The following is a 14,106-nucleotide window of genomic DNA, read 5'->3' on the forward strand; positions in this document are numbered from 1 at the left end:
TCAGGCAACAATTATTTCAGCAGTGCCGCCGCCTTCGCAGCCTCGCTAAAGCTCGACAGCTCCCACAGGGGATCGGGGGTGGGCTTGAAGGGCCGTGCGCAGGGTATCAACCGAAGCCTCGGCGGCGTCTGGGCATGGACGCGATCCGTGTGGGAGCTGTCGAGCCCCGGCGAGGCTGCGAAAGCGGTGGTTCAGGCAGCAATTATTTCAGCAGTGCCGCCGCCTTCGCAGCCTCGCTAAAGCTCGACAGCTCCCACAGGGGATCGGGGGCGGGCTTGAAGGGGGCGTGCGCAGGGGATCAACCGAAGCCTCGGCGGCGCTGGGCATGGACGCGGTCCGTGTGGGAGCTGTCGAGCCCCGGCGAGGCTGCGAAAGCGGTGGGTCAGGCGACCGTTGTTCCGGCAGTGCCGCCGCCTTCGCAGCCTCGCTAAAGCTCGACAGCTCCCACAGGGGATTGGGGGCGGGCTTGAGGGGGGGCGTGCGCAGGGGATCAACCGAAGGCTCGCCGGCGTCTGGGCATGGGCGCGGTCCGTGTGGGAGCTGTCGAGCCGCGGCGAGGCTGCGAAAGCGGTGGTTCAGGCAACAATTATTTCGGCAGTGCCGCCGCCTTCGCAGCCTCGCTAAAGCTCGACAGCTCCCACAGGGGATCGGGGGTGGGCTTGAAGGGCCGTGCGCAGTCGCTCGATAACCTGTTTAACCGAGTCCCCCTGAACCGCCGGCGGCGTTGGGCTTTCGCCGAACTCGCGCCATACAAACAGCGTCAACTCGGCCCCGTCGGTCAGCGTCTGCGCTGGCTCCTGGGTGCCAAAACGTTGCAGCACGCGGTATCGCGGGTCCTGCCAAAACGTCTGCTCGACCCAGTCGTACACCGGGATGAAGTGAAAGTGCAGCGGGAAGCCGGGCATGTGCCCGTAGCGGCTGATGTACAGCCATTTGGGCTGCAGCTGCGCCTCGATCACCCGTTGGGTTTTAGCCAGCAAGCCCCCCAGCTCAGCCAGCGCGGCTTCCGGCATGTCGGCGAGCGAGTCGATTGGTGCCTTGGCACCCAGCATCAGGTAGCCCGGCAGCTTTGACGCCAGGTGATGATTGAGCCGCCAGTGCTCGGTTTGGTGAAGGATGAAAGCGGGGTCGATCGGCATAAGCACGCGTCCATGAGAGCCGGGCGGGCAGGATAACAAGCGCGAGCTCCTGTATCCCACAAAAGCCGGCGATCTGTGTCTACCGCTGCGCGTGGCGGGCGGATAGGGTCGAGCCACGTTAAATAATGACCGAGCCCACCATGCAACTGACCGCCGTCCCGTTTGCCACCACCGACTGGTCCACCCTCGAACCTGAACTGCACCCAGGCGTCACCGGCAATGCCCTGTGGCGCACGTGCCACTTCGGCACCACCCGTGTGCGCATGGTCGAATACACGCCCGGTTACCTGGCCGATCATTGGTGCTGGCGCGGGCATGTGTTGCTGTGTCTGGAAGGGCAATTGCACACGCAATTGGAAGACGGCCGCCAGTTCACCCTCACGGCCGGGATGAGTTACCAGGTGGGCAATGACATGGAAGGGCATCGCTCATCCACCCTCACCGGCGCGAAGCTGTTTATCGTGGATTGAGCCTCACCCTTTGCGATACACCCCAGCAGACGCCCGCGCCAGGTCAATAAAGTTCTGCAGCGGCGCCGACGGGTTGAACGCGCGCCGCACCAGGGTAATCGGCGCCAGCAGCTTGGGCCTGGCGTCGCTGATCCGGCAATACACCACACTTTCGCGGTGCACATCGCGCATCGACGCCGGCACCACCGAGATGCCTTCGCCAGCCGCTACCAGGCTGACGTTGGTCAGCATGCGTTCCACCTCAAAGGCGATCTTCGGTTCGAACCCGGCGTTCTGGCAGGCGGTGATCAGGTTGGCGTACATGCCCGGCGCGCCGGGGCGGCGGACCAGGATGAAGCGTTCGTCCTTGAGCGCGATCAGCGGCAGGGTGCTGCCAGGCTCTTTGAGCAAGGGATGCCCGGTGGGCAGGGCGAGCAGCATTTCTTCGTTGAGCAGACGGTGGAATGTCAGGCTTTGATGGGTGCTGACCGGCGCGCGCAGGATGCCGATGTCGATGCGTTTTTCGATGGCGTCCTCGGTCACTTCCCGGGCGCTGCCTTCGTTGATCGACAGTTCCACGCCGGGGTAGCGCTCGCGGTAGGCGCGGATGATGCGCGGGATCAGCGGGTGAGCGGCAGCCGAGCTGGTAAAACCGATCACCAGCGTGCCTTCGATGCCCTGGGCAGCACGGGAGGCCTTGAGCGCGCCGTGCTCGACGCGGGCGAGGATCACGCGGGCTTCGTCGAGAAACACCAGGCCGCCGGCGGTGAGGTCGACGCCCTTGGGATGGCGTTTGAACAGGTCGAAACCCAGTTCCTGTTCGAGGGCGCGAATCTGTTGGCTGAGGGGCGGTTGCTGCATGTTCAGGCGCGCGGCGGCACGGGTGAAATGTCGCTCTTCGGCCACCATGATGAAATAGCGCAGATGACGAAGTTCCATGGTGGTGTATCCCGTGACAAGACTTTATTATCTGCGGCTAGAAGCGGCCAGGCGGTCAATATGCCGAACGCGGCGGTTAACGACAATAACAATAAATAAAAACAGGCAAGAGCGCTGATGTCGATCCGATACGCCAGCAACACAAGCCTGTCTATTTTGATTGCCATCGCACTCGGCATAACGGTGGGTTGGGCGTATCCGGAGCGGGCAGTTGACCTGAAACTGCTCAGTGACGGCTTTATAAAGTTAGTCGGTTTATTGATGCCGTTTCTGCTGTTTGTACTGGTGGCCACCGGGGTTGCGGGTATCCAGCGCGCGCCCGGTCAGCGGCATGTGGTGCGTCGGATCATTGTGTATTTCCAATTGATGTCCTGCGCTGCGCTGCTGGTCGGCATGGCCACCGGCTGGGCGTTCAACCTCGGGCATGGCGCCTTGCCCGCGCCGCCTGCACCTGCACTGGGGATGACTGAGCTGTCCCTGCTGTGCTCGTGGTCAACGCTTTATCACGTGTTTACGCAAAGCCTGGTGCTGCAAGTGATGCTGGCGGCGATCATCTGCGGGCTGCTGCTGGGGCGTGGCGGCGCCTTCGCCAATCGCTGCCTGAACGGTTTGGAAACCGCGGTGCAAGGGTTGTTTTATCTGTTGCGGATTATCTTGCAATGGGCACCGTTGGCGGCCTTTGGCGCCATGGCGTTTGTGGTGGGCAAGTATGGCGTTAGTTCGGTAGTGCCCTTGATAAAGTTTGTGCTGGTTATTTATATAACCTGTGCCTTATTTGTGATGATTGTGTTCGCGGCTATCACGCGGTGGGTGGGTATCAAGTTGCCCAGCCTTATTGTTTATTTAAAAGAAGAATTGTTACTGGTGGCCTTCACCGGTTCTTCCGTGGCAGCACTTCCTGGTTGCGTGAGCAAACTTGAAGCGGCAGGTTGTGACCGTCAATTAGTGCGGCTTGTTTTGACCACCGGCTACACCTTCAACCTGGCCGGCACCAACCTGTACCTGACCACGGCCATCATGTTTCTGGCGCACAGGGGCGGGGTGGAAATGGCAGTGCCGCAATTGGCCGCGGTGTTGCTGGTGTGCCTGATCACTTCATTAAGTTCGACCAGCGTGGCAGGTTCGGCGCTGCTCACCTTGATCGCGACCTTGAACATCCTGCAATGGGTGCCGCTGGAAGCGGTGGGATTATTGCTGGGAGTGGAGCGGCTGATGAAATGCCGCTCGCTGACCAATGTGCTGGGCAACTGTGTGGCATGCCTGGCGATATGCCGACGGCAGAAGTCGATAGATCCTGAGATGTTGCGCCGGCAAATGGCGATTTCAGACTGAACCCGGCGCAAAAAGGTGGAAGCGAGCAAGCCCGCTCTCACCTTTGGAATGCGCTTCAACCGTTGGTGTTGGCCAGTTTGTCGAACGCCGTGTCGAGGTTTTCTTCGGCGCCTTTGAGCTTTTCACGTCGCTCCTTGAGCCACTGCTGATCCCCCTCCAACGTCTTGCGCGCCTCCACCAGCATGCGCTTGACCTCCTGCGGTTGCGGGCCGCCGGTGCCTTTGCGCGTCTGCACCATGGTGGTCGGCGACAGCGCGGCTCGCAAGCCCGCTTCATCCAGCGGCAAGGTGTTCGGTGTCCACTTGTACGTGTCCGCCGCCTGCCTATACAGCTTCTGCGCATCGGCGTACGCGAAGGTCTTCGGCGTGGTGCCGTTGCTGCGCGCTTGGGTGACGATCAACGAGGCAAAGCTGTGACCGATGCGGAACGGCACCTTGTATTGGCGCTCCAGGGTGTCGGCCAGCTCCATCGAGGTGGTCCATTCCGATTCGAGTTCTTCCAGCGCGCGCTGCGGGTTAATCTGCAGGGCGTCGAGTACCGCGTCCATGGCCTCGAACATTTCGGTGGTCGAGCGGAACACGCCGAGCGAGTCGAAGGCAAACTTGTAATCGGTCATGCCCGTGGTGACGTTGTGCGCGCGCAGCGTCACGGCCTGGGCCAGGCCGACCACGTCCGAGGCGCTTTCACGTGCACGCATCAGCAAGCCCGGGTTGCGTTTTTGCGGCATGGCGCTGCTGGTGTAGGTGGCTTCTTCATCGAGCAACAACCACGGGCGGATCTGGTGGTACTGGGTGTGAATGTCGCCGATCATCGCGCCCACGCGAATTGCCGAGGATGACGCCAGGTTGGCCGCCTCGATGGGAATGTCGTAGGTCGAGACCTGGCTCGAATCCAGCGAGTTCTCGCGCACCCCATCAAAGCCCAGCAGTTCAGCCAGGCGCTCGCGGTTCAGCGGGTAAGCCGAGTTTGCCAGCACCGCAGTGCCCATCGGGCTCTGGTTCAAGCGGGCGTACAGCTCGCGGATGCGCTGTCCATCGCGGTCGAAGGCGGCTTCAAACGCCAGCAGGTAATGCGCGTAACTGATGGGCATGGCCTGCACGCCGTTGGTGTAGGCAGGCACCAGGGTGTCGACGTTCTTGTCGGCAATGTCGAGCAGGCGCAGGCGGGTGGCGTTCAGTGCCTCGCTGTAGGCCAGCACCTGGCTGCGCAGGGCGGCCAGGCGGTAGGTGGCGAGCATGTCCTGGCGGCTACGGCCGGAGTGAATCAATGAGGCTTCAGGGCCGATCTTGTCGGTCATGATTTTTTCCAGCTGCAGCACATCGCTGGGGCGCTTGCCGCCGGGCTGGTCGGCCTGGGCAATGGCGTAACGCACGCCACCGGCGATCTTCTGGCCCATGGCCGGCGCCACGATGCCTTCTTCGGTGAGCATTACGATCGAGGCCTTGTTGATGCGGTTCAGCCAGGCGAATTGAGTCTGGGTCGGGTCGCCCTTGGCGTTGTGCCCGGTTTGCGCGCTGTCGGGCGTGGCACCGACTTTGGCCGCCTGGGCCGCGCATTGTTCGGTGGTGGCGCAGGGCAGTTCGCCGGTGTTGGCCGCCTGGGCGCCGACGCTGTGGAACAGGGCGAAGGCCACAGCCAGGTGAAGCAGGCTTTTGAGGGCGCGGGGAGATGTGTTCACAGTGGTACCCGATTATTGTTGGAATTATGAGCCGTCGAACGCGGTGAGGCGCGCGCGTCAACATCAGGCTATCGGGTCTGTTTGTAGATTGAAAATATATAGAAAGTGTTGAGGGCAGAGCTTTTGGATATGGCGTTGGCGTGGGCTGGGAAGGGCTTGTTGTGTTGGGCTAGCTTATCGTGGCGAGCGGCCTTGGGGTGGCGAGCGGGCCTGTTGTGGCGAGCGGGCTTGCCCCGCGTTGGGCGCGAAGCGGCCCTGAAACCAGGCGCCGCGTTATTGCTGATGGATTGCGGTGGATTGACTGGGGCCGCTGCGCAGCCCAACGCGGGGCAAGCCCGCTCGCCACGCTAAGCCCGCTATCCACCACAAGCTGCTCGACACGCCAAGCCGGCTCGTTGCAACAAGCGCGGTTCGCCACGAGGTGGCTTAGTGCATCGTGCTGTGGTCCATGCCGTCCAGCCCACGGGCTGGCGCTTTGACTTCAATCGACTGTTTCTCGCCTTTGGCGTTCTCCACCGTCAGGGTCAGCGGCACTTGGTCGCCTTCCTTGATTTGCCCGGTCAGGCCCATCAGCATCACGTGGTAACCATTGGGGTCGAGCTTGACCGCTTTGCCCGCAGGCAGGGCGACCGAGTCCACCGGGCCCATGCGCATCACGTCGTCCTTCATGCTCATCTCATGGATCTGCACGTCCTTGGCCACCGGCGACGCCACGCTGAGCAGTTTGCTGTCGCTGTCGGCGGTGACGGTCATGAACGCGCCGCTGGACGGCTGGCCCGGCACAGAGGCGCGAACCCACGCGTCGGTCACCAGCACCTGGGCACTGGCGTGCGCCGCAAGGCCCAGCAGGGACAGGCCGATCAGGGTGCGCTTGAGGTGTTGAACAGCAGTCATTAGCAGACCTCCATGACGGTGAGCAGGTCTTCTGCGCACTCTTTAGCGGTAAGGGATGCCGACAGGCCCAGGCGCAGGTTGCCGCGGGTGTCGAAGACGAAACTGGTGGCCGTGTGCGACAGGGTGTAGGTGTCGCCGGCGGGGATCTTTTCATAAAAGATCCCGAACTCCTTGGCGGCCACGGCGATTTCTTCCGGGGTGCCGTAGAGCGCTTCAAAGCTTGGGTCGAAGGCCTTGACGTACTTGTCGAGAATCGCCGGGGTGTCGCGCTCGGGGTCGAGGGTGATGAACACCACTTGCATGATCTCGCCGTCGCGGCCCATCAGCTTCTTGGCCTGGGCGGCGCGGGCCAGAGTGGTCGGGCACACGGCGGGGCACTGGGTAAAGCCGAAGAACACCACCGGCATCAAGCCACGGAACGAGCTCAGGGTGACGGTTTCACCGTCGGTGTTCTTGAGCTTGAAGGTGCGGCCCATGATCTTGTCACTGAGGTCCTTGCCGTACTTGAAGTTCAGCTTGGGGCTGTAATCACAGCCGCCCAGCAGGCTGCCCAGGCCCAACAGGCCCATACCGGTCAGCACTTTGCGGCGGGTGAATAACGTACTCATCAACTGTGCATCCTGTGAAACGCCTGGATGACTCTGCAACGGCATAGCAGGCTTTGAAAAGGAGTAATGATGCGGGCGCACAGTCTACCAACCCAGGCCAGCCCACGTAATCTGCGACGTTCTGCCACAGGGCGCGCCGTGCTTCATCCCTTTGGCGCTTCAGTGGTAGAGTCGCCGCCATGAAATTGAGCCACCCCGACCGTTCGCTGATCGCCTGGGCCCTGTACTTCTGCGTGCTGATGAACCTGTTCGTCTGCGGTTTGGGCCATGGACAGATGCTTGGCGAGCAGCTCAACGGCATTGGCGGTGCGTTCTGCTCGGTGGACGGCAGCCAGGCGCCACTTTCCGACAAAGGGTTGGGTAACCCGTCTTCTGGCAACATCTCGAACTACTTTGCCTGCCCGGTATGCGCTGCCGTCACCGTGGCCATCGTGTTCCTCATCGGGCTGGCCTGGCTGTTGGGGCTCGGACACGCCCCACGTCCTGCCCATGAGCGGCGCAACAAGGCGCCGCCGCGTTATTCCTGGCCCTCGGCCAACCCTCGCGCTTCCCCCGCATTCTGACGTGTGCCTTGGGTCTCCTGTGTTCAGGAGGCGTTCTATCGTCACGACTGTGAGTGTATTTGATGATCTCTGTATTGCCTGCAGGCGCCAGTCGCCTGGTCAGCAAGGCATCTCGGCGTATGCGCGCCGAACCGACGCTGCCTGATTACCCGAGCAATTCGCGCTGTTTCGTGCACCTGGATGCGCGTTTATTGCCGTATTGGCACACCTTGTTCGACATCTGCCCGGCCTTGCTCAAGCTGGATCCTCCGGAAGGGTTGAACCTGTTTCGCAGTTTCATGACCTGGGCCTATCACAACCAGCCGCCGCTGGATTGGACGTACCACCTCAACGTCTGCCGCTGGCTGCTCGCCTCGGGGTATCGATCACAGATTGACGAGGAGCCCATCGAGGCTTTCATGGCGGCCGCGGCGGCGCGCTGGATCACTACCGATCAAAGCCAGGCGCAGGGCGTGGTTCTGGGGTGGCGAGGGGCGAGGATTTTCGATTGGAAGGGCAGTGGGTTGGAAGGCGTCGAACATCAGCCATTGCCAGCGCCGCTGGATGACTTTGGCTGGTGCCCGTTGAACCGTCAGGGTGATTTCAGCGGTTGGTTGCCGGTGCCCTGAGTCCCTGGGAGGTCGCGGCGGGTCCCAGGCCACGCCGTGGCCTCGGCAGCAAGGTAGCTGGCGAGGCGTTTCACCTGGCCCTTGTGAGTGGCTAGTTGCTGCTGCCGCCGCTGCTGCGCGGCGTCTTTTTCTGGGTTTTTTTCGCGTCGAGTTGCTTGTGTGAAGTCCCGCTCGTCGAGGCCTTCTCTTTGGGTGGCGTTTCCGTTTTTTTGTCGCTGTCGGAAGGGCTGCTCGGATAGGTGCCTGGCGGCAGAGCAGAACCTGCTGCGCTGTTACCGCTCAGTGAATTCGCGGCGGGGGCGACGGCATCGCCAAAGGCGGCGAAAGCAGGGCTCGCCAGCAGCGCTGAGACGCCGACGACGAGCAACATCCTGTGGGAAATACTGGTCTTCATGACTCAATCCCCTTGCGTGGGCCGAAGCCCGGGAAACCCGGGCCCCGGTGGTGCTTCAATCAAGACTTCTTGGCGCCGCCGCCGGAGCTGTGGGCTCCGCCTTTTTTGCCGGCTTCAGAAGCTTTTTCACGGTCGTTGGCAAAATTGCCGCCGGAGCCTTGACCGCCACTTTTCTTGGCCGTGTCTGGCTTGGCTTTACCGCCTGCACCTGTCGTGGTTTTTCCGCTGGTAGCCATTTCAAAATCCCTCTTCAATGAATGAATCAACGGTGTCGCCTAATTGGGAATGCGTAAGCCAAATCAAAGTTTGAAATAGTTCGTGGCCATGCGACGAACGGGCATCAGGCCGCGATCGGCTTGGCGCCCTGGGCTTTCTTGTGCGCAGCTTTCATCGCTTCCATTTCTGCGCCAAGGGCTTCGAGCACGGTCTTGCCCAACAGCTTCTTGGCCTGCGGGAACATCTCGGATTCCTCTTCTTCGATGTGGTGCTCCAACAGTTCCTTGACCACTTTGACGCGCCCGGAAAACTCAGTGGTGGACGGCTCGGTCTGTTTCAGGTCGGGCAGCACCAGGGCATCGACGGTGCGGTGCTCTTCCTTGGCTTCGTGGTACATGATGTCCTGCTCTTTACCGCCAGCCTTGCGGAAGGCCGGGTAAAGGATCTCTTCCTCGAGTCGGGTGTGCAGGCTGATTTCCATCTCGAGTTTGGCCAGCAATTCAGTGCGTTTCTTGACGCCACGCTCGGTGGACTCGCTCAGTTGGGTCAGCAGCGCTTTGACGCGTTCGTGGTCAGCCTTGAGAAGGTCGATTGCATTCATGGTGAAACCTCACGGATAGCATTCGGGCATGTCGAAGTGCACGCCTCGTGCCCTGGAGGTTGCATCAGTTGTACCAACTTGAATAAATTTAATAAATCTATATTAATCAATGAGATAAGAAGATATGCAAGGCAGCGAATTCGTGCAGCTTGCATGGTTGGGCGGGCGGCAGATTGCAATACGCCGCCTCTATGCGCCGCTGACCTTCCAATGCTTGATGTCTTCGGCGAACACTACCTGTTGCACCTCGTGGGCGATGCCATAGGCCAGCGATTCATGCGCAGCGATGACTTTTTCCTCAGCCGACAGGCACTTGAAAATGTCCAGCTGGGTCTCGGCACGAGTGGTCTCCAACTCATAGATTTTCACATAGCGCGCCAGGTCGTTATCCAGGCTCGACAGGTATTCCCGCAGACGCTGGTGATCGACTGAACTCTGGCTGAAATACCAGTTCATCGGATGGATCAAGAATCGAGAGTGTGGCGTGGTGATGCGTCGGTTCGCCGCCAGGAACATGATGATGCCCATGGACTCGATGTTGCCCGCGTTGATCGCGCACAAGGGCACCGGCAACGCCTTGAGGAAGGTGTAGAGGGTAAAGCCGAAATTGGTGCTGCCACCGGTGGTCGACAGGTTCAGCAGCAGGGAACTGGCGCCTTCGCCGATAGCGTCCAGGCAACAGTCGCGAAAGCGCTCGGTGGTGCTCTGGTCGATCTGGCAGTGAAAGTGGATAACGTGCTCGGTCATCCTGAACCTCCTTAAGTCAGTGCAGGCGAGGTGATTCAGTGTTGAGTCTAGAAGGTCACGCAGGATTAGCTGCAACCGTTGGGCGTGAGCCCTTGCTGAAAATCGAATGGAACCCTCAGGCCATCTGCTTGACCTAATGCATAGACCTCAGGAGGTGAGCTATGCAATTGGAAACTATCTGGATCATTCTGGCCGTGATTCTGCTGATCTTGGAACTATGGGCGATCAACGTCGTATTACGCAGCACCGGTGGCTGGGAGACCAAAGGGCTGTGGTTGATCATTCTTATTTTCGTGCCGCTGTTCGGGCTGATTGTCTGGGCCTTGTTCGGGCCAAAACGTGAAATGGCCGAGCAGCGTAAAAGCTGAGTCCATTGAAGACCGCAAACAGGCGCCCATTGGGCGCCTGTTTACGTTCAAGCGGGTGGTTTAGCCCGCAACAGCTTTAGCAATCGCTTCGTTGAACGCCGGCAAGTCATCCGGGGTACGCGAGGTGATCAGGGTCCAGCCATTGGCCTTGCATTCCTTGACCTGGGCATCCACCCAACCGGCGGCTCCGGCGTTTTCAAGGTCGATCCGCACGCTTTTGTACGAGGTCAGGGTTTTGCCCTTGATCACGCCAGCATCGATCAGCGTCCATGGCCCGTGGCAGATCGCCGCGATGGTTTTGCCGGCCTTGACGAAGTCATTGATCAGGCGCAGCGCGGCGGCATCCTGGCGCAAGGTGTCAGCGTTGACGGTGCCGCCCGGGATAACCAGGGCGTCAAAGTCGCTGCTGGTAACCTGAGACAATTGCACGTCGGATTCCACAGTCTTGTCCTTCTCGGTGTCACCGACGAAGGTCTGAGTGGTGCCGCCTTTGCTGGACGCATGAGTCACCGTGGCGCCATAACCGCGCAGCGCTTCCAGTGGCTTGACCAGCTCATCGCGTTCGATACCGGTATTGGAGGTGATGATGAGGATTTTCTTGCCGTTGAGTTGCGAACTCATGGTCGAGTGTCTCCTGGGTCAGGGATGGTTTTAGTGGTCGTGCTTGGCTTGCAGCTCCTTGGCCATTTTCAGGTGGGCTTCAAGGGTCGGCAGGGTCTTGGCGGCGAAGGCCTTCAGCTCGGCGTTGTCCGAGGAGGCGGCTTCTTTCTGGAACAATTCGACGGTTTTTTCGTGAGCGGCGACCTGGTTGTTGGCGTAGGCCTTGTCGAACGACTCGTCGCGCATTTCGAGAATGGCTTTTTTGGCCTTGTCGGTCAGGGCGGCGTCATCGGGGACTTCGATATCCAGCTTTTTCGCCAATGCCGTCAGTTCCTGATTGGCTTTGGTGTGGTCGGTAACCATGTGCTGCGCAAAAGTCTTTACGTCGGCCGAGCTGCTTTTTTCCAGGGCCAGCTTGCCGGCTTCCACCTCGGTGATACCGCCCTGGGCGGCGTCGTCGACAAAGCTGTTGGACGTTGCGGCCATGGCCGTGGAAATCGAGCCTGCAACCAGCACAAAGGTCAGGCCCATTTGTTTCATCAGCAGAGTAGTCATGGTGGATCTCCTTGAAATCGACAGTGGCGTGATGCCGTACCTGACTGTTGAGGGGGCGCCTCGGCAAAAGGTTTAAATTAATTCGCGGTTTTTTCTCCGGTGGTCATGCATGCCAATTTCCTTGAACTATCGAAATTCGACAGGCTCTGCTGCATAAGCGCCTGCTATTTTTTGTGGGCCTTCAACTGCCTGGAGACAGACTGTGACTGCCGATAAAACCCCAACCCCGATCAGTTCCGAAGACGCCCAAAAAGGCACCGACAAAGCCGACAAGGGCCACACGCTGGAACGCCCGAACCCAAAAACTGAAAGTGTCGACAAGGTGCTGACGCCCACGTCGATCAAAGACATCGAACGCCAAACGGACGCCATCAACGAGCAAGCCGCCAAGGCTGAGCGCAAGTTGGGCCACTGAGCATGGCCAGGTCGATTACGGCTGCGCAGTTGGGCATCGAATTAAGGCCTGAAGACGACGCCAGCCTGTTCAAGTGGTTTATCGCCAGCTTCCTGATGGGCAAGCGCATTCAGGCGCCGATCGCTGCCCAGGCATACAAGGTGATTGTTGAAGAGCAAGGCCGCGATACCGCGCGCAAGTTGCAGCACTGCACCTCCAGGGAGTTGGTGTCGATGCTTGGGCGCGCGCATTACGTGCGCTATGACGAAACCACGGCGCAGCGCTTGCTCGACCTGAGTGCCAAATTGAATGCCGAGTATGGCGGCAAGATCAGCCATATTCGCAGCGCCAGCGAAGACCGTGAGGCCTTCGAAAAGCGCCTGGGTGAATTTGCGGGAGTCGGGCCCAAGACCATCGAGATTTTCATGCGCGATGCCGCCAAGGTGCTGTTTTGACGGCAGCGCTGTATGTGGGTTGCGCGGGGTGGAGTTTGCCGCGTGAACAGTGGGCGGCGTTTGCGAGCGAGGGTACACACCTGCAGCGTTACGCGTCGCGTTTCAACGCCGTGGAAATCAACAGTTCGTTTTATCGCCCGCACCTGCCCAAGACCTATGAGCGCTGGGCCCAATCGGTGCCGCCGGCGTTCCGTTTTTCGGTCAAGGTGCCCAAGCGCATCACCCATGAATTGCGCTTGCAGCGCTGCGAAACCGCGCTGGATGAATTCCTTGAGCAGTGCTTGAGACTGGGTGAAAAGCTGGGCTGCCTGCTGATTCAATTGCCACCGTCTTTCGGCTATGACGCGGCGATTGCTGCGCCGTTTTTCACCGCGCTACGCCAACGTTTTGCCGGTGCCGTGGTCCTGGAACCGCGCCATGCCAGCTGGCTTGAGGCCGAGGCGTTATTGCAGGATTTACACATAGGTCGTGTGGTCGCCGACCCGCCGGTCATCGACGCGGGCATCGGCTGGCAGGGCGTGCAGTATTGGCGATTGCACGGCTCGCCGCGTATTTATCACAGCGCGTATGGGCCGGAACGCGTGCAGGCATTCTCGCAGCAACTGAGCCACTACGTTGCCGCAGGCATTCCCACCTGGTGCATCTTCGACAACACCGCCAGCGGTCATGCCACCGCCGATGCCTTGTACCTACTCAACCTCCACGCGCAGCACTTCCAGCCCTAACTGCTCATAGGCTTCGACACTCGGTACGTGCCACTCGGTGATCAGCGTATGGATGCGGCTGCACGGGCCCACCACAAAGGGCTCCACCGCGCCGAGCTTGTCTGCCATGGTCACCGCCACCACATGGGAGGCACTGTCGAGCAACGCTTGCTTGACCGCCACTTCGTCGAAATGCAACGAGCTGATGCCCACCTGCGGATGCAACGCGCACACGCCGGTAAACAGCAGGTCGGCCTTGATGCTTTGGATCAGGCGCACGGTTTCGTGGCCGCTGGTGGACAAGGTGGCAGGGTTGAGTTGGCCGCCCGCCACAATCACTTTCACATCCGGGTGGTCGGCCAGGGCGATGGCAATCATCGGCGACGGCGTAACCACCGTCAGGCGGATCGCGCGTGGCAGGGATTGCGCGATTTGCAGCGTGGTCGAGCCGGAGTCGAACAGCACGATCTGGCCGTCTTCCACGCGATCGGCGGCCAGGCGCGCAAGGTGGCGTTTGACCTCATTGGTCTCGCCCACACGGGTGAAGAAGTCTTTGCCGGTGTCTTTGGGCCGGGGCAGGGCACCGCCGTGCACGCGTTGCAACAGGCCGGCGGCGGCCAGTTCACCGAGATCGCGGCGGATGGTGTCCTGGGACACGGCAAAGTGATCCACCAATTCGGATGCGGTCACTTTGCCGTCGCGCTCCAGCAGCAACAGGATCTTCTGTTTGCGCAACGAAGGCAGGTCAATGGCTTGATGAGTGTTTTGCATGTTTATGCGTCTTTATGCGGGTTTGTGCGAGATTAGGCTTCTGCCGATATAAACGCAATGACTGGTTGCGCGGCTGATCGGCGGTTACTCT

The 14,106-nt window shown here is 60.4% G+C and carries 19 protein-coding genes and 1 pseudogene; 8 read left to right on the forward strand and 12 right to left on the reverse strand.

Annotated features, from left to right (window positions below; genetic code table 11):
- Nucleotides 1-620 precede the first annotated feature (620 nt).
- A complete protein-coding gene (locus C4J83_RS11865) occupies nt 621-1,139 on the reverse strand; it encodes an HIT family protein (RefSeq protein ID WP_124417125.1) in 519 nt (172 codons plus the stop codon).
- A gap of 140 nt (nt 1,140-1,279) precedes the next feature.
- Between C4J83_RS11865 and C4J83_RS11870 the strand changes: the two genes are divergently transcribed.
- Nucleotides 1,280-1,609, forward strand: coding sequence for a DHCW motif cupin fold protein (locus C4J83_RS11870; RefSeq protein ID WP_119735388.1), 330 nt, complete (start codon nt 1,280-1,282; stop codon nt 1,607-1,609).
- A gap of 3 nt (nt 1,610-1,612) precedes the next feature.
- On the opposite strand, the gene C4J83_RS11875 is transcribed toward C4J83_RS11870, so the two are convergent.
- Complete coding sequence (locus C4J83_RS11875) at nt 1,613-2,527, reverse strand: LysR family transcriptional regulator (RefSeq protein ID WP_106580158.1); 915 nt, start codon at nt 2,525-2,527, stop codon at nt 1,613-1,615.
- A gap of 117 nt (nt 2,528-2,644) precedes the next feature.
- On the opposite strand from C4J83_RS11875, the gene C4J83_RS11880 reads away from it, so the two are divergent.
- Entirely contained in the window at nt 2,645-3,859 is a 1,215-nt protein-coding gene (locus tag C4J83_RS11880) for a cation:dicarboxylate symporter family transporter (RefSeq protein ID WP_124417126.1), read from the forward strand.
- A 55-nt stretch (nt 3,860-3,914) separates the two neighbouring features.
- Here C4J83_RS11880 and C4J83_RS11885 read toward each other — a convergent pair whose 3' ends face one another.
- The 3 genes from C4J83_RS11885 to C4J83_RS11895 all read right to left on the reverse strand — a co-directional run bounded on the left by C4J83_RS11885 (nt 3,915) and on the right by C4J83_RS11895 (nt 7,039).
- Nucleotides 3,915-5,537, reverse strand: a complete 1,623-nt coding sequence (locus C4J83_RS11885) for an argininosuccinate lyase (protein ID WP_124417127.1) — start codon at nt 5,535-5,537, stop codon at nt 3,915-3,917.
- A 426-nt stretch (nt 5,538-5,963) separates the two neighbouring features.
- Complete coding sequence (locus C4J83_RS11890; protein WP_106580154.1) at nt 5,964-6,431, reverse strand: copper chaperone PCu(A)C; 468 nt, start codon at nt 6,429-6,431, stop codon at nt 5,964-5,966.
- Complete coding sequence (locus tag C4J83_RS11895; RefSeq protein WP_119735385.1) at nt 6,431-7,039, reverse strand: SCO family protein; 609 nt, start codon at nt 7,037-7,039, stop codon at nt 6,431-6,433. Before C4J83_RS11895 ends, C4J83_RS11890 begins: the two co-directional genes overlap by 1 nt.
- A 179-nt stretch (nt 7,040-7,218) precedes the next feature.
- Between C4J83_RS11895 and C4J83_RS11900 the strand changes: the two genes are divergently transcribed.
- Nucleotides 7,219-7,602, forward strand: coding sequence for a DUF2946 domain-containing protein (locus C4J83_RS11900; protein ID WP_119735384.1), 384 nt, complete (start codon nt 7,219-7,221; stop codon nt 7,600-7,602).
- A 62-nt stretch (nt 7,603-7,664) separates the two neighbouring features.
- On the forward strand, nt 7,665-8,210 hold the full coding sequence (locus C4J83_RS11905) for a putative natural product biosynthesis protein (RefSeq protein ID WP_124417128.1): 546 nt from the start codon (nt 7,665-7,667) through the stop codon (nt 8,208-8,210).
- Nucleotides 8,211-8,301: 91 nt separating this feature from the next.
- Here C4J83_RS11905 and C4J83_RS11910 read toward each other — a convergent pair whose 3' ends face one another.
- The 4 genes and pseudogenes from C4J83_RS11910 to C4J83_RS11925 all read right to left on the reverse strand — a co-directional run bounded on the left by C4J83_RS11910 (nt 8,302) and on the right by C4J83_RS11925 (nt 10,168).
- Nucleotides 8,302-8,604 carry a hypothetical protein gene (locus C4J83_RS11910; RefSeq protein ID WP_124417129.1) on the reverse strand — a complete coding sequence of 101 codons (303 nt, stop codon included), beginning with the start codon at nt 8,602-8,604 and terminating at the stop codon, nt 8,302-8,304.
- 59 nt (nt 8,605-8,663) lie between these two features.
- A pseudogene (locus C4J83_RS31115) lies at nt 8,664-8,774 on the reverse strand (KGG domain-containing protein); the annotation flags it as partial.
- Nucleotides 8,775-8,944: 170 nt separating this feature from the next.
- Entirely contained in the window at nt 8,945-9,421 is a 477-nt protein-coding gene (locus C4J83_RS11920) for a PA2171 family ribosome-binding persister protein (RefSeq protein WP_106580148.1), read from the reverse strand.
- A gap of 189 nt (nt 9,422-9,610) precedes the next feature.
- Nucleotides 9,611-10,168 (reverse strand): ATP-dependent Clp protease proteolytic subunit, encoded by a 558-nt coding sequence (locus C4J83_RS11925; RefSeq protein WP_119735380.1) that lies wholly within the window; start codon nt 10,166-10,168, stop codon nt 9,611-9,613.
- A gap of 161 nt (nt 10,169-10,329) precedes the next feature.
- On the opposite strand from C4J83_RS11925, the gene C4J83_RS11930 reads away from it, so the two are divergent.
- Nucleotides 10,330-10,536, forward strand: coding sequence for a PLD nuclease N-terminal domain-containing protein (locus C4J83_RS11930; protein WP_106580146.1), 207 nt, complete (start codon nt 10,330-10,332; stop codon nt 10,534-10,536).
- 60 nt (nt 10,537-10,596) lie between these two features.
- On the opposite strand, the gene C4J83_RS11935 is transcribed toward C4J83_RS11930, so the two are convergent.
- Both C4J83_RS11935 and C4J83_RS11940 read right to left on the reverse strand, forming a co-directional pair.
- Nucleotides 10,597-11,157, reverse strand: a complete 561-nt coding sequence (locus tag C4J83_RS11935; RefSeq protein WP_106580145.1) for a type 1 glutamine amidotransferase domain-containing protein — start codon at nt 11,155-11,157, stop codon at nt 10,597-10,599.
- Between the two features lie 30 nt (nt 11,158-11,187).
- On the reverse strand, nt 11,188-11,691 hold the full coding sequence (locus C4J83_RS11940) for a DUF4142 domain-containing protein (RefSeq protein ID WP_106580144.1): 504 nt from the start codon (nt 11,689-11,691) through the stop codon (nt 11,188-11,190).
- Nucleotides 11,692-11,893: 202 nt separating this feature from the next.
- Between C4J83_RS11940 and C4J83_RS11945 the strand changes: the two genes are divergently transcribed.
- The 3 genes from C4J83_RS11945 to C4J83_RS11955 are packed head-to-tail and all read left to right on the forward strand — an operon-like array spanning nt 11,894 to nt 13,265.
- The gene (locus tag C4J83_RS11945; RefSeq protein ID WP_119735379.1) at nt 11,894-12,106 is read left to right on the forward strand and encodes a hypothetical protein; all 213 of its coding nucleotides are present in this window, start codon (nt 11,894-11,896) and stop codon (nt 12,104-12,106) included.
- 2 nt (nt 12,107-12,108) lie between these two features.
- Nucleotides 12,109-12,540, forward strand: a complete 432-nt coding sequence (locus C4J83_RS11950) for a DNA methylase (RefSeq protein WP_106580142.1) — start codon at nt 12,109-12,111, stop codon at nt 12,538-12,540.
- On the forward strand, nt 12,537-13,265 hold the full coding sequence (locus tag C4J83_RS11955; protein ID WP_256660663.1) for a DUF72 domain-containing protein: 729 nt from the start codon (nt 12,537-12,539) through the stop codon (nt 13,263-13,265). Before C4J83_RS11950 ends, C4J83_RS11955 begins: the two co-directional genes overlap by 4 nt.
- Here the strand turns inward: C4J83_RS11955 and C4J83_RS11960 are convergent.
- On the reverse strand, nt 13,230-14,015 hold the full coding sequence (locus tag C4J83_RS11960) for a DeoR/GlpR family DNA-binding transcription regulator (protein WP_119735377.1): 786 nt from the start codon (nt 14,013-14,015) through the stop codon (nt 13,230-13,232). The two genes, C4J83_RS11955 and C4J83_RS11960, sit on opposite strands and share 36 nt — an antisense overlap.
- Nucleotides 14,016-14,106: the final 91 nt, after the last annotated feature.

Origin of the sequence: Pseudomonas sp. LBUM920 (genome assembly GCF_003852315.1) — a bacterium.
Taxonomy (GTDB): Bacteria; Pseudomonadota; Gammaproteobacteria; order Pseudomonadales; family Pseudomonadaceae; genus Aquipseudomonas.